The 13,136-nt window shown below is 64.5% G+C and carries 12 protein-coding genes; 3 read left to right on the forward strand and 9 right to left on the reverse strand.

Annotated features, from left to right (window positions below):
• Positions 1 to 294: 294 nt before the first annotated feature.
• From CQ050_RS05950 to CQ050_RS05975, 6 genes are all read right to left on the reverse strand, one after another.
• Positions 295 to 1,017: an ABC transporter ATP-binding protein gene (locus CQ050_RS05950; RefSeq protein WP_006224764.1), complete on the reverse strand. Its 723-nt coding sequence runs from the start codon at positions 1,015 to 1,017 to the stop codon at positions 295 to 297.
• Between the two features lie 18 nt (positions 1,018 to 1,035).
• A complete protein-coding gene (locus CQ050_RS05955; protein WP_105555875.1) occupies positions 1,036 to 2,958 on the reverse strand; it encodes an ATP-binding cassette domain-containing protein in 1,923 nt (640 codons plus the stop codon).
• A gap of 3 nt (positions 2,959 to 2,961) precedes the next feature.
• Positions 2,962 to 3,834 carry a branched-chain amino acid ABC transporter permease gene (locus tag CQ050_RS05960; RefSeq protein ID WP_088588679.1) on the reverse strand — a complete coding sequence of 291 codons (873 nt, stop codon included), beginning with the start codon at positions 3,832 to 3,834 and terminating at the stop codon, positions 2,962 to 2,964.
• A 199-nt stretch (positions 3,835 to 4,033) separates the two neighbouring features.
• Complete coding sequence (locus tag CQ050_RS05965) at positions 4,034 to 5,197, reverse strand: ABC transporter substrate-binding protein (RefSeq protein WP_105555876.1); 1,164 nt, start codon at positions 5,195 to 5,197, stop codon at positions 4,034 to 4,036.
• 284 nt (positions 5,198 to 5,481) lie between these two features.
• Positions 5,482 to 6,423 carry a LysR substrate-binding domain-containing protein gene (locus CQ050_RS05970; protein WP_199196738.1) on the reverse strand — a complete coding sequence of 314 codons (942 nt, stop codon included), beginning with the start codon at positions 6,421 to 6,423 and terminating at the stop codon, positions 5,482 to 5,484.
• A gap of 115 nt (positions 6,424 to 6,538) precedes the next feature.
• Positions 6,539 to 7,171 (reverse strand): LysE/ArgO family amino acid transporter, encoded by a 633-nt coding sequence (locus tag CQ050_RS05975; protein ID WP_105555878.1) that lies wholly within the window; start codon positions 7,169 to 7,171, stop codon positions 6,539 to 6,541.
• A 148-nt stretch (positions 7,172 to 7,319) separates the two neighbouring features.
• On the opposite strand from CQ050_RS05975, the gene CQ050_RS05980 reads away from it, so the two are divergent.
• Positions 7,320 to 8,219, forward strand: coding sequence for a LysR family transcriptional regulator ArgP (locus CQ050_RS05980; RefSeq protein ID WP_105555879.1), 900 nt, complete (start codon positions 7,320 to 7,322; stop codon positions 8,217 to 8,219).
• A 19-nt stretch (positions 8,220 to 8,238) separates the two neighbouring features.
• Positions 8,239 to 8,739 (forward strand): copper chaperone PCu(A)C, encoded by a 501-nt coding sequence (locus tag CQ050_RS05985; protein WP_105555880.1) that lies wholly within the window; start codon positions 8,239 to 8,241, stop codon positions 8,737 to 8,739.
• 184 nt (positions 8,740 to 8,923) lie between these two features.
• Here CQ050_RS05985 and gdhA read toward each other — a convergent pair whose 3' ends face one another.
• Positions 8,924 to 10,270 (reverse strand): NADP-specific glutamate dehydrogenase, encoded by a 1,347-nt coding sequence (gene gdhA / locus CQ050_RS05990; protein ID WP_105555881.1) that lies wholly within the window; start codon positions 10,268 to 10,270, stop codon positions 8,924 to 8,926.
• Positions 10,271 to 10,701: 431 nt separating this feature from the next.
• Positions 10,702 to 11,313: a LysE family translocator gene (locus CQ050_RS05995; protein ID WP_105555882.1), complete on the reverse strand. Its 612-nt coding sequence runs from the start codon at positions 11,311 to 11,313 to the stop codon at positions 10,702 to 10,704.
• 123 nt (positions 11,314 to 11,436) lie between these two features.
• Here CQ050_RS05995 and CQ050_RS06000 point away from each other — a divergent pair, with 123 nt between their 5' ends.
• On the forward strand, positions 11,437 to 12,357 hold the full coding sequence (locus CQ050_RS06000) for a LysR substrate-binding domain-containing protein (protein WP_105555883.1): 921 nt from the start codon (positions 11,437 to 11,439) through the stop codon (positions 12,355 to 12,357).
• On the opposite strand, the gene CQ050_RS06005 is transcribed toward CQ050_RS06000, so the two are convergent.
• A complete protein-coding gene (locus CQ050_RS06005) occupies positions 12,339 to 13,127 on the reverse strand; it encodes an exodeoxyribonuclease III (protein WP_105555884.1) in 789 nt (262 codons plus the stop codon). The two genes, CQ050_RS06000 and CQ050_RS06005, sit on opposite strands and share 19 nt — an antisense overlap.
• Positions 13,128 to 13,136 lie beyond the last annotated feature (9 nt).

Genomic DNA, 13,136 nt, shown 5'->3' on the forward strand with positions numbered 1-13,136 from the left:
GGGCCCCGCAAGATGCTCCACCACACCCCACCATCGATCCGAAGCCAAAGCACACGGTTCGTCCCAGCTGCAATGAGATTGCAGCTATCGGAGCTCGGCGCGTGGGTGGCCTGGGGTGCGCGGGGAGTCGATAAGCCCGAGGGAATCTGAAGGCAGCGGCCGCAGGCCGCAACGAAGATGACAAGGGGGCAGTCCGGAGCGAAGGCTCCGGACCGCAATCGTTGACCCGCGCACCCCAGGCCATCCACGTGCCGGGCGGCCCAAGAACGCCAACGCCCGCACAAAAAACCCGCTCTAATGCCCCCCCCCAAGATAAGCAGCAACCACCGCCGGATCATCTCGTAGCTTCTCCGCGCTGCCATGCACGGAAATGCGCCCGTTCTCCAGCACGTACCCGTAGTCCGCCACATTCAACGCCGCCGCCGCGAACTGTTCCACCAGCAGCATCGTGACGCCTTCGTCCTTCAGCCGGGCGATGATCCGGAATACTTCCTCTACCAGGATCGGCGCCAGTCCCATGGACGGTTCGTCCAGTAGCACCAGTTCAGGGTTCAGCATCACGGCGCGGGCCATGGCCAGCATTTGCTGTTCGCCGCCGGACAGGGTGCCGGCCAGCTGTTCGCGGCGCTCCTTCAAGCGCGGGAACAGGTCCATGGCGCGCCCCAGGTCGGCTTGCACGTCGCCTTTGGGGCGGCTGCCGGTCAGGCGCGGGAACGCGCCAAGCAACAGATTGTCGGTCACGGACAGGGTCGGGAACACGCGGCGGCCTTCCGGCGAATGGGCCAGGCCCAGCCGCGCGATGCGGTGGGATTCCAGGCCGTCGATGCGCTTGCCGCTAAGCGTGACCTCGCCCGCGGTCGGGCGGATCATGCCGGACAGCGCCCGCATCGTGGTGGTCTTGCCGGCGCCGTTGGAGCCGATCAGCGTCACGACCTTCGCCTTCGGTACCTCCATGCTGATACCGTGAAGCACCTTGACCTTGCCGTAACCTGCTTCCAGATTCTTGATCGATAGCATCTTGTTGTCCTCTTGGCGTCAGGCGGGCGCGCCGCCCAGATACGCCTCGATAACCTTGGCGTTGCTTTGCACTTCGTTCGGCAGGCCTTCGGCAATTTTCTGGCCGAAGTCCAGCACCGACACGGTGTCGCACACTCCCATCACCACATCCATATGGTGTTCGATGAGGATCAGCGTGATGCCGTGATCGCGAACCTTGCGGATGATGGCCAGCAACTCGACGATGTCGGGCGCGGTCAGGCCGGCCGCGGGCTCGTCCAGCAGCAACAACTGCGGGTCCAGCGCCAGCGCGCGGGCGATTTCCAGCAGGCGCTGCTTGCCATAGGGCAGGTTGCGGGCCTCTTCGTTGGCCAGCGATTCCAGGCCGACGAACTCCAGCAGCGCCATCGCGCGGGCCCGGGCGCCTTGCTCTTCGCCCTTCCACTTTGGTGTGCGCAGCGCGATGCCGGCCAGCCCCGTGGTGAAGGTGTGGTGCAAGCCCACCAGCACGTTTTCAAGCGCGGTCATCTCGCCAAACAGTTGCACGTTCTGGAACGTGCGGGCGATGCCGGCGGCCGCGATGTCCGCGGGCGCCAGTCCGACCAGCGACTTGCCCGAAAATTCCACCGCGCCGGCGGTGGGCACGTAGATGCCCGTCAGCACGTTCATCATGGTGCTCTTGCCGGACCCGTTGGGACCGATCAGGCCATGGATGGTGCCGCGCTTGATGGTCAGGTCCACCTCGTTCAGCGCTTTCAGCCCGCCGAACTGCATCAGCACGCTCTTGGCCGTCAGCAGCGTTTCGCCCTTGCCGGCCACGGCATCGGGCACGGCCTCTTGTTCCTTCACCAGGTCCGACTTCACCGACAGCGCCGCGCGGCGGTTCGAGAAGAACAGGTTGCGAACGAAGCCGACGATGCCGTCGGGTAGGTAGTACACGACAAACAGGATCATGGCGCCGAAGATGGTCAGGCGCCAGTCGGTGACGGCGTCCAGCCAATACGAGAAGGCCGCCAGCACGATGGTGCCGACCACGGGCACCACCACGCGCCGGGGTTCGGCGCGGCCCTTGGACACCGCGATGACGCTGCCCACGGTCACCAGGATGGCCACGGCCAGGGCGATCAGCCGGAACGTGCCGATGTCGTCCAGCATCTTGGGTAGCAGCACGATGATGGAGGCGCCCAGCAGGGCGCCCATGCGGCTCTTGCGGCCCCCCATGATGATGGCCAGCAGGAACAGGATGGTCAGTTCGAAGTTGTACGTGTTGGGCGAGATGTACTGCTCGGAATACGAGTACAGCGCGCCCGCCAGGCCGGCAAAACCGGCGCTGATCACGAAGGCGAACACTTTGTGCCGGTAGACCGACACGCCCATGCAGTCAGAGGCGATCGGACTGTCGCGCAAGGCCTCGAACGAACGGCCCAGGTGCGACTTCAGGATGCGGTGCACCACAATCAGCGAGATCACCAGCAGCGCGCCCACCAGCCAGAAGTACTCGCTTTTCGTCAGGATGTGCCCGCCGATGGACGGCTTGGGGATCTTGATGCCTAAGGGGCCTTCGGTCATGAAGGTCATCTCGTTGATCAGGATCTGGATGATGGTGCCGAACGCCAGCGTCACCATGGCCAGATACGGACCGGTGACCCGCAGCGCGGGCAGCGCCAGCACCGCGCCGAACGCCGCCGCGATCAGGATGGCGGCGGGAAGGATCACCCAGATGGGCATCTGCAGATGGAAGAACAGTACGCCCGCGACATACGAGCCGATGCCGAACAGCCCGGCATGGCCCAGCGACACCTGGCCGGTGTAGCCCACCACGATATCGAGCCCGAACAGCAGGATCGAATAGATCATGATCGTTTCGACCAAATGCAGGTAGTACGTGTTGGTCACGCCCAGCGGCACGGCGGCCAGGCACGCCACGGCGACGACAGAAAGCAATAGGTGCAGGGGTTTCATCGCTTACACCTTCTTGATCGCGGTCTTGCCGAACAGGCCGGCGGGCTTGAAGGTCAGAACGAGCAGCAGCAACACCAATCCCGGCACGTCTTTGTACCCCGTCGAAAGATAGAAACCGGTGGTTGTTTCGGCGATCCCCAGGATCAGCCCGCCCACCACCACGCCCATCCCGCTGGACAGGCCGCCGATGATCGCCACGGCGAATGCCTTAAGGCCCAACACCGCGCCCATGGTGGCGCCGGTCAGCGTCAACGGCGCCACCAGGACGCCGGCGAATGCCGCCGTCAACGACGACAGCGCGTAGGAAAACGTGATCACCATGCCGGTGTTGATACCCATCAATCCCGCCGCGTCGCGGTCATTGGAGGTGGCGACGAAGGCCTTGCCGTAGATGGATTTGCGGTTGAAGATTTCTACCAGGATCATCATGCCCAGCGCGCCGAAGACGACAAGCAGCTCCATGGGCAGCACGTTCGCGCCGAACACCTGGATCGGCGCTTCGGGCAGCGGGGACGGGAAGCGCAGGTCGTCGCGGCCCCAGATGTTCTCGGCCACGTTCTTGAAGATGATCCCCAAGGCGATGGTGGCCATGATCCAGCCGAATTCCGATCGTGTCTTGATGGCCGGCCGCACGCCCACCCGTTCGACCAACGCACCTTGCGCAAAACCGAAAATGCAAACGATGGGGATCATGACCCAATAGTTCACGCCCAGGCCGACCAGCGTCAGTCCGACCAACGCGCCCAGCATCAAGGCTTCGCCCTGGCCGAAGTTCAAGGTGCCCGATGTGGCGAACGTAAGCTGGTATCCGAACGCGATGACGGCATAGATCATGCCTAGCGCGATACCGCTATAGATAAGCTGTAGAAGAATCATGGGTGTGTTTTCATAACGCCGGCGTTCCGTTCCTGGCAACGCCCGCGGAACGCGGTGTTCAGTTGTCCAAGGCGCTGCGCGCCACCTGCATCACATGAAGCGGGAAGGGCATGATCGAAGCGGCGCGAAAGCGGCATTGCCGGTCCGCCGCGGCGCTCCCCGGTGGGGAAGCGCCGCGCCCGATTCGGGAGTGGGCCGATCAGTTGGCCTTGACGACGCGCCCGGCCTTGACCTCGCCGATGACCACTTCCTTCGCGGTGATGGCGTCGTGGTTGTCGTGGGTGAACGGCTTGTTGTAGGTCATCACCACGCCTTCCACTGGCGTCTGCAGGTTTTCAAGCGCCTCGCGGACCTTCGGGCCGTCGGTGGAGTTAGCCTGCTTGATGGCCGCGGCCAACAGGAAGATCGAGTCGTAGCCCTGGGCCGCCGACACCGGCGAATCGATGCGGTTGTTCTTGGGCTTGAACTTGGCCAGGTAGGCGTCGATGAAGGCCTTGCGCTTGGGGGTGTCCGGGTCCTGGATGAAGGTCTGCGGCATGCGCGCGCCTTCGCCGTTCGTGCCCGAATTGTCGATGTAGTTGGCCATCGACAGGGTCCAGCTGCCAATGATCGGCACCTTCCAGCCCAGCTTGGTCATGCCGTTGGCGACCTGGGCCAGTTCCGGGCCGATGCCGTAGGTCAGCACGGCTTCGGCGCCCGCGGCCTTGGCCTTCAACAGCTGGGCCGTCATGTCGACGTCCTTGATGTTGAATTTCTCGACGGCGACGGCCTTGATGCCCTTGGCGTTCAGGGCCTTTTCCAGGTCTTCGCGGCCCAACTGGCCGTAGTTGGTGGAGTCGGCCAGAATCGCCACTTTCTTGTAGCCGCGGCGGGTGATCGCTTCTTCCACGATCATCGGGGCCTGGATGCTGTCGTGCGCCGCGTTGCGGAACACGTAGTTGTCGGGGAATTCCGGGGCCTTGAACTGGTGCGTGATCACGCTGCCGGTGGCCACGTTGTTGAAGACCGGGATTTTGGCTTCCTGGTAGAAGCGCTGCGAGGCCAGCGCCACGCCCGTATTGATGTAGCCGACCGTGGCCGCTACCTGTTCTTTGTTGATCAATTCCTGGGCGATCTGCACGCCGCGTTCGTTCTTGGCTTCGTCGTCGCGTTCGACGGCCACCAGCTGGCGTCCAAGCACGCCGCCATTCTTGTTGATTTCTTCAATGGCAAGCCGCACGCCATCACGCATGCTCACGCCCATGGATGAGGAACCGCCGGTGTAGGGGCCGGCCACGCCGATCTTGATCGGGTCGGCGGCGTAAGAGGCGGCCGATGCGGCAAATGCAAGGGTTCCTGCGAGCAGCTTCAAACGAAAATCCATGGATGTCTCCGTTGTAATTAGATGAACTGCGTGGAAAACCGTGTGCCGGCGCCAGGCGGCGGGAATCGATTGCTGCGGCGCTCTCCTGTCTTGCGTGTTGTGACTGTCTGCTTAATCGCTTACGCGAATCTGACCCGGCGGGCGCTTTGCGCGTAAATACCTAGTACAGGCGCACGGGGCGTGGCCAGGCGTTGCGATGCCGCGCCGGGCCGGTCACGTTCGCCGCATGCTAGCCAGCGTGGCGCCCAAGCGTGCGGAAATTCGTTCCGCCCATCACTGGAAATTTATTCCTGACCGGCCGGCAGGCCGCGTGGCCATTGGGATGCCTGTTTGCACACGTCTTCCAGCCATAGGGAAAACGCTTGGACCGCACGGCCCGGGGGGCGGGCGCTTTCGGTGCACAGGTAGTACTGAGATTCGCCAGGGATCTCGATGTCCAGCACGCGCATCAGTTTGCCTTCGTCCAGCCATTCGGCGGCTAGCGTGCGGCGGGTCAGCGCCAGGCCCTGGCCGGCGCGTGCGGCGGCCAGCATCATGCCCAGATCCACCAGCCAGACACCGCGCGAGGGCTCGGGCCAGTCCAGCCCGGCGGCGTCCAGCCACGGACGCCAGGGCTCCATCGGGCACCGCAGCAGGCCGGCGGGGCCCAGGTCGGCGGGATGACGGAACGGACCGTGCTTGGCCAGGTACGACGGCGAGCACACGGCAAACACCGGGTCGGCCGTGAGCTGCCGCGCCTGCAGGCCGGGATACTTGCCGCTGCCGAACCGTATCCAGACGTCCGCGTTGGGCGGCATGATGTCCAGGTAGGGGATCGACAGCATGATTTCCAGTTCGACGTCGGGATGCGCCGCCGTGAAACCGGGCAGATAGGGAATCAACACCTGGCGGGCGAACGTGGGCGTGGAGACGACGCGCAACGGTTCGGGCTTGGGTTCGCCGCGCTTGTGCAGCGAGGCGTCGGACAGCAGGTCCAGCGCGGTGCGCACCTGGTTGAGGTAGTCGCGTCCGGCTGCGCTGAGGGTGGCGCCGCGGCTGCTGCGGATGAAGAGCGAGACGTCCAGCAACGCTTCCAGCGCGGCGATCCGCTTGCCGACGGCGCTGGCGGTGACGAAGAGTTCTTCGCTGGCGCGCTCGAACGAGCCCAGCCGGGCCGCGGCTTCGAACGCCTGGATGGCGGCCAGCGGGGGCAGGCGCACATCTTTAGAGGGGGAGGGTCCGCGCATGATCGTCTGGCGGGCCGGCCGTGCGCCCGACGAAAAAGTGGCAACGGGGCATTATAAAAGTGATGGCGGCGCGCGCCCCGGTTGCGCCGCCTTGCAGGGAAAAGGCCGGGCGGGCTTAGACGCCCTTGATCGCCAGGCTGACCGCCAGTGCCGCCATGACCACGGCGATGATGCCGTCCAGGACACGCCAGGCCGACGCGCTGGCGAAAAAGCGGGCGAACAGGCGCGAGCCGATGCCCAGCACGGCCAGCCACAACAGGCTGGCGGTGAAGGCGCCGGCGGCAAACGCCATGCGGGCGTCGTCGAACCCGTGCGCCAGCGAGCCGACCACCACCATGTCCAGCCAGAAGTGGGGGTTCAGCAACGAAAAGCCCAACGCGCCCAGCATCGCGGCGCGGCGCGAAGGCACCACATCGCGCGCCGCGGCCAGGCCGCCGCGGGCCGTCCAGGCGCGGCGGGCCGACTGCAACGCGTACCACGACAGGAACGCCACGCCGAACCACAGGATGGCGGTCGTCAGCCACGGAAACCAGGCCGTCAGCGCTTGCAGCCCGGATACGCTGGCGAAGATGAATACGGCGTCGATCAGCGCGCAGATGGCGACCACGCTAAGCAGATGCGCGCGCATCAGCCCTTGGCGCAGGATGAAGGCGCTTTGAGCGCCGACGACGGCGAACAGGCCCAGCCCGGTGGCGGTTCCGCTGGCCCAGGCGGTCAGGAAGAGAGGGGATGACAAGGTGGCGAACATGATGGGAATACCTGTAACTGCAACGCCTGTGGCGGCGCTTCGATAACGGCTCCGGAGGCATTGCGCACCCCGGCGATAGCGTATTTTCCCTTGCGCGGGCGATGAAATACAGCTAATTTTCCTTCACTATATTAAGTAAAACTAATTCATGAAACTCGATCACGGAAACCTGCGGGCGCTGGCCGCCGTCGTGCGTGAAGGCAGCTTCGAACGCGCCGCGCTGTCCCTGAGCGTGACGCCGTCGGCGGTGTCGCAACGCATCAAGGCGCTGGAAGACCGGATGGGCCGGCTGCTGGTCCAGCGCACCGTGCCGGCCGCCGCGACGGCGGACGGCCAGGTGCTGGTGCAACTGGCCGAACAGACGGCGTTGCTGGAGCACGATGCGCTGAACCGGTTGGGGGTGTCGGACGATGAGGTGCCGCACGCCAGCATTCCCATCGCGGTCAATCACGACAGCCTGGAGACCTGGTTCGTCGATGCGGCCTTGCAGTTCGCCGCCCGCACGCGGGCCACGCTGGACATGCTGTCCGAAGACCAGGACCACACGGCGGCCCTGCTGCGCAACGGATCGGTGCTGGGCGCCGTGACCACCCTGGCGGATCCGGTGCAAGGCTGCCGCATCCACGCGCTGGGCAGCATGCGATACGTCGCCACCTGCACGCCGGACTTCCACAAGCGCTACTTCGCGCAGGGCGTGAACGCGCAAACGCTGGCCGAGGCGCCGGTGCTGGTGTTCAACCGCAAGGACGCCTTGCAGGCGCGTTTCGCGCACAAGATTTCGGATCCGGCGCCGTGGCAGCCCCCTGTCTGGTGGGTGCCTTCCACGCGCGCCTTCGTGCAGGCCACCCTTGGCGGCCTGGGCTGGACCATGAATCCGTTGCCGCTTGTGCAGGAGCACCTTGATGCCGGTCAGTTGATGCTGCTTCGGGGCCGCGCCTGGGAGGATGTGCCGCTGTATTGGCAACATTGGCGGGTAAACTCCGAGGCGATGGAAGCCTTGACCGATTCGGTTCTGTCGGCCGCCCGCAGCTTGGTCCGGCGGCGTTAACCCACTAGGAGGACACCCCATGAATATCCGCAAGTTCGCAGTCATTGCCGCGCTGGGCCTGTGTACGGCCGGCTCGGCATGGGCGAAGGATTACAAGGTCGGCCAGGTCGAAATCGACGACCTCTGGGTCCGCGCGTCGGCGCCGGGCCAGTCCAATGGCGCGGGGTACATGGACATCGATAACGACGCCAAGACCGCCGACCGCCTGCTGTCGGTCTCGTCGGACGCGGCCGAGCGCGTCGAACTGCATACGGTGCAAACCGAGAACGGCGTGTCGAAGATGCGCCAGGTCGAAGGCGGCATCGCGCTGCCCGCCGATACCGAGGTCAAACTCAGCCCGGGCGGCTACCACGTGATGTTCATCAAGTTGAAGGCGCCGTTCACTGACGGCGCGACCGTGCCGGCGACCCTGAAGTTCGAAAAGGCCGGCGAAGTCGCCGTGCAGTTCAAGGTCAAACCGGCCTCGCACAACCCCGGCATGAGCCATGGCGGCATGGACCACGGCACGATGAAACACTGAGCGCCCTGCGCTGCCCGCGCCTGATGGCGCGGGTGTGTTTCATATGAGCAGACAAGTCCCTCTCAATCGGGCAAGTCTGTCCAGACCAGGCACAGGTCTACCCCAATCGAGGCCGCGCGGAGCCGGCTTCGCCGGTCCGCAGCGGCGCCCCCCTGGGGGGGAAGCGCGCAGCGCTGCGGGGGGGTTAATACAAGCCTTGCTGGCGCATTGCGTCGGCGACCTTCACGAAACCGGCGATGTTGGCGCCGTCCAGGTAGTTGACGTACTCGCGTTCGCTACGGCCATGGCGCACGCAATTTTCGTGGATGTCGCGCATGATGGCGTGCAGGCGGGTGTCGACTTCTTCGCGCGTCCAGGACAGGCGTGCGGAGTTCTGGGCCATTTCCAGGCCTGACACGGCCACGCCGCCGGCGTTGCTGGCCTTGCCCGGCGCGTAGAGCACGCGGGCGGCGATGAAGGCCTTTGCGGCCTCCAGCGTGGCCGGCATGTTGGCGCCCTCGGCCACGCACAGCACGCCGTTCTTGATCAGCGTTTGCGCGTCGGCCAGTTCCAGTTCGTTTTGCGTTGCGCACGGCAGGGCCACGTCCACCGGCACGTGCCAGGGACGCTTGCCGGCTTCGTACTTCAGGCCGAATTGTTGGGCATAGGTGTCCAGGCGGCCGCGCAGGTCGTTCTTGATGTGCATCAGGGCCACCAGCTTCTCGTGCGTGAAGCCGGCTTCGTCGACAACGGTGCCGTTCGAATCCGACACCGTGACGACCTTGGCGCCTAGCGACATGGCCTTCTCGATGGCGTATTGCGCCACGTTGCCCGATCCCGAGACCGACACGCGCAGGCCGTCGAAAGACTTGCCGACGCGCTTGAGCATTTCTTCGGCGAAGTACACGGTGCCGTAGCCCGTGGCTTCGGGGCGGATCAGGCTGCCGCCAAAGGTCAGGCCCTTGCCCGTGAAAACGCTGGCTGTCGAATTCGACAGCTTTTTCATCATGCCGGCCATGAAACCGACTTCCCGAGCGCCCACGCCGATATCGCCAGCGGGCACGTCGGTGTCCGGGCCCAGATGGCGATACAGCTCGATCATCAACGCCTGGCAGAAGCGCATGACTTCGGCGTCCGACTTGCCCTTGGGATCGAAGTCCGAGCCGCCCTTGCCGCCGCCCATCGGCAGCGTGGTCAGCGAGTTCTTCAGCGTCTGCTCGAAGGCCAGGAATTTCAGGATGGACAGGTTCACCGAGGGGTGAAAGCGCATGCCGCCCTTGAACGGGCCGATGGCCGAGCTGTGCTGGATGCGGAACGCGCGGTTGAGCTGGGCGCGGCCCTGGTCATCGGTCCAGCACACGCGGAACTGAATCACGCGTTCCGGTTCAACCAGACGCTCCAGCAAGGCGTGCTCGGCGTAGTGCGGGTGCTTTTCGATGAAAGGCCACAGGCTCAGCATCACCTCCTGGACGGCTTGCATGAATTCAGGCTGCTGCGGGTCGCGCGCGGCGACGCCACGCAGGAAGTCGTCCAGACTCTGCACTTTCAACATGATCTCCTCGGGGGCGCTTCGAAAGGGTGCGGATGTGCGCCGTTTTGGGGCGCGAATTATTTATTCTGGTGCATTGCTCGCACCAGCGTGGTGCGGAATTGTAGGGGCAAAATGTTGCCCTGCGCAAAGCCGCAGGCACCGCCATCACATTGATATCAAAGCACTTTTTCTTGTCAATTAATGGGGACGCATAATAGAGGGAAAGGTTGGAATAGGGGCCGGACAAGGTGGTTTAACGCCGACTTGCATTGAATCTACAGGGGAAATTGATGTGTCCCTACATTATGGCGCAATGCGGATAGGGCGGAATGGCCCCGGATCCATAGGAAACAAGAGGTTCTCGACGGGGCTTGGTGTCTGCGGGTCATCGCATTTACCAGTTATGCGTCCCCGTTATTTCCTTGAGAAAAATCACCTGCCGCGTGGCCGGATCAGACCTGCGCCACAGCCAGCCCCGCACCCAACGCCATCAAGATCGCGCCCACGACCCGGTCGGCCGTGCGTTGATGGTCAAGCAGAGCCCGTCGCAATATCACCGACGACACCGACCACGCGACCACGCTGAACCATACCCAGTGGGCAAACGACATGAACAGTCCGTAGCCGAATTGCTGGGCCAGCGGCGTGCCCGGCGCCACCACTTGGGTGTAGGTGCTGATGACGAACAGGGTGGTCTTGGGATTCAGCGCGTTGGTCAGAAAGCCATGGTAAAGCGCTTGCCAGGGTGAAATCGGCGGTCGTGCCGACAGGTCCTGGCTGACCGGGGTGCGATTGAAGAAAGTTTTCCAACCCATGTAGAGCAGATAGCATGCGCCGCCAAGTTTGATGCCCTGCAGCACCGGCTGCGCGTAATGGGCCAGCAGGCCCACGCCGAACATCGTGTAGAACACGTGGATCTGCACGCCCAGGGCGATGCCCAACGCGCAGACCAGACCCGTGCGTCGGCCAAACAGGTAGCTATAGCGCGTCACCATCGCAAAATCGGGTCCCGGGCTGATAACGGCAAGCACGGTGATGAGGGCAACGGCGATCAATTCGGTCATGGTGGCGGCGGGCGGCGTAGCGTCCGGGAAAGCGGGGGAAGGGCGCCCATTGTGTGGCGCTGGCGCCGCGACGAAAAACGATTTTTAATGCCGGATATCCGTTAGAAAAAATCACGAATCGCCATGAAACTTCCACCGCTTGGTTCGTTGCGGGTCTTTGATGCCGCCGCCCGCCACGAGGCGTTCGGCCGGGCAGCGCAGGAACTGCATGTGACGCACGGCGCGGTCAGCCGCCAGATCAAGCAGCTGGAGCAGGCGTTGGGACTGACCTTGTTCGAACGCCGGAATCGGGCTGTTTTCCTGACCGATTCGGGGCGCCAGCTACTCATGCTGACGCGCAGCCTGTTCGAGCAGTTGACGGCCGGCCTGGCGCAATTGCGGCAACCCGCCGCCGACGCGCCGTTGGTGCTGTCGTGCGAGCCCACGATCGCGATGATGTGGCTGATTCCGCGCCTACCCGACTTTCAGCGGGCGCATCCCGGCGTGCAAGTGCATCTGTACGCGGCGGGCGGGCCCGTGGATTTCGCGGTGCAAGGCGTGGACGTGGCGTTGCGGCGCAACGATTTTGAGTGGGATGCCGCCTTGCACGCCGAACGGGTCTGTGATGAATGGACGGGTCCGGTCTGCCGGCCGGGCGTGGCGGGCGATCCTGGCGACGGCGGCTGGACCGGGGTGACGGCACTGGGCAGCGCGACCCGGCCGGGCGCCTGGCGCCAATGGGCCCAGGCGTCCGGCCGCAAGGCCCCGCGTCGGCCGGGGCCGGTCTATGAGCATTTCTATCTCAGCCTGCAGGCTGCCGCGGCGGGGCTGGGGCTGGCCATCGGCTCGGCACTGATGGTGCGCGACGCGTTGCGCGACCGTCGGCTGGAGGCCCCCTGCGGGTTCGTCCGCGATGGTTCGGCGTACTTTCTGCTATCGCCCCGGCCATTCCGGGACGACCCCCGGGCAGCGGTCTTCCTGGCGTGGCTGCGGCAGGAAGCGGCCGCGTCGCTGCCTGGCCCCGAAGGCGCGGGGCCAGGCGCGGATTACAGCGTGGCGTCGTAATCGATCGTCAGCGGCGCGTGGTCCGAGAAGCGCTCGTCTTTGTAGATGGCCACGTTGCGGGCGCGAGCGGCGATGCCGGGCGTCGCGATCTGGTAATCGATGCGCCACCCCACGTTCTTGGCCCAAGCCTGGCCGCGGTTGCTCCACCAGGTGTATTGGTCGGGGCGCTCGTCGACGGTGCGGAACACGTCCACGAAGCCGCGCTTGTCGAACACGTCGGTCAGCCATGCGCGTTCTTCGGGCAGGAAACCGGAGTTCTTCAGGTTGCCCTTCCAATTCTTCAGGTCGATTTCCTTGTGCGCGATGTTCCAGTCGCCGCAGATGATGAATTCGCGGCCGGTGGTCTTGTGTTCGTGCATCAGGGCATCGATCCAGGGTCCGAAACGGTCCAGGAAACGGTACTTGGCTTGCTGGCGTTCGTCGCCGCTGGAGCCCGAGGGCAGATAGGCGCTGATCACCGACAGGTTCTTCCAGTCGGCGCGGATGATGCGGCCTTCGGGATCGAACTCTTCGCAGCCCAGGCCGATATTCACGCGTTCGGCGGCGTCGCGCAGGTAGATGCCCACCCCGCTATAGCCCTTCTTGACCGCGTGATGGAAATGGCCGGTGTAGCCGGGGGGGTGGCGCAGGTCATCGGTCAGGTCCGAATCGGCGATCTTGATTTCCTGAAGGCAAAGGACGTCTGCGGCATGCTTCTCCATCCAGGGTTGCAGGCCCTTGCGGAAGGCGGACCGGATGCCGTTGAGATTGATGGACGTGATGCGCAGCAAAGCGAAGCT

Origin of the sequence: Achromobacter sp. MYb9, assembly GCF_002975275.1 — a bacterium.
Lineage (GTDB): Bacteria > Pseudomonadota > Gammaproteobacteria > Burkholderiales > Burkholderiaceae_B > Achromobacter.

Coding starts and splice junctions, on each gene's coding strand:
- CQ050_RS05950 (WP_006224764.1), bottom strand. CDS start 1,017: ATGCTATCGATCAAGAATCTGGAAGCAGGTTACGGCAAGGTCAAGGTG.
- CQ050_RS05955 (WP_105555875.1), bottom strand. CDS start 2,958: ATGAAACCCCTGCACCTATTGCTTTCTGTCGTCGCCGTGGCGTGCCTG.
- CQ050_RS05960 (WP_088588679.1), bottom strand. CDS start 3,834: ATGATTCTTCTACAGCTTATCTATAGCGGTATCGCGCTAGGCATGATC.
- CQ050_RS05965 (WP_105555876.1), bottom strand. CDS start 5,197: ATGGATTTTCGTTTGAAGCTGCTCGCAGGAACCCTTGCATTTGCCGCA.
- CQ050_RS05970 (WP_199196738.1), bottom strand. CDS start 6,423: ATGCGCGGACCCTCCCCCTCTAAAGATGTGCGCCTGCCCCCGCTGGCC.
- CQ050_RS05975 (WP_105555878.1), bottom strand. CDS start 7,171: ATGTTCGCCACCTTGTCATCCCCTCTCTTCCTGACCGCCTGGGCCAGC.
- CQ050_RS05980 (WP_105555879.1), top strand. CDS start 7,320: ATGAAACTCGATCACGGAAACCTGCGGGCGCTGGCCGCCGTCGTGCGT.
- CQ050_RS05985 (WP_105555880.1), top strand. CDS start 8,239: ATGAATATCCGCAAGTTCGCAGTCATTGCCGCGCTGGGCCTGTGTACG.
- gdhA (WP_105555881.1), bottom strand. CDS start 10,270: ATGTTGAAAGTGCAGAGTCTGGACGACTTCCTGCGTGGCGTCGCCGCG.
- CQ050_RS05995 (WP_105555882.1), bottom strand. CDS start 11,313: ATGACCGAATTGATCGCCGTTGCCCTCATCACCGTGCTTGCCGTTATC.
- CQ050_RS06000 (WP_105555883.1), top strand. CDS start 11,437: ATGAAACTTCCACCGCTTGGTTCGTTGCGGGTCTTTGATGCCGCCGCC.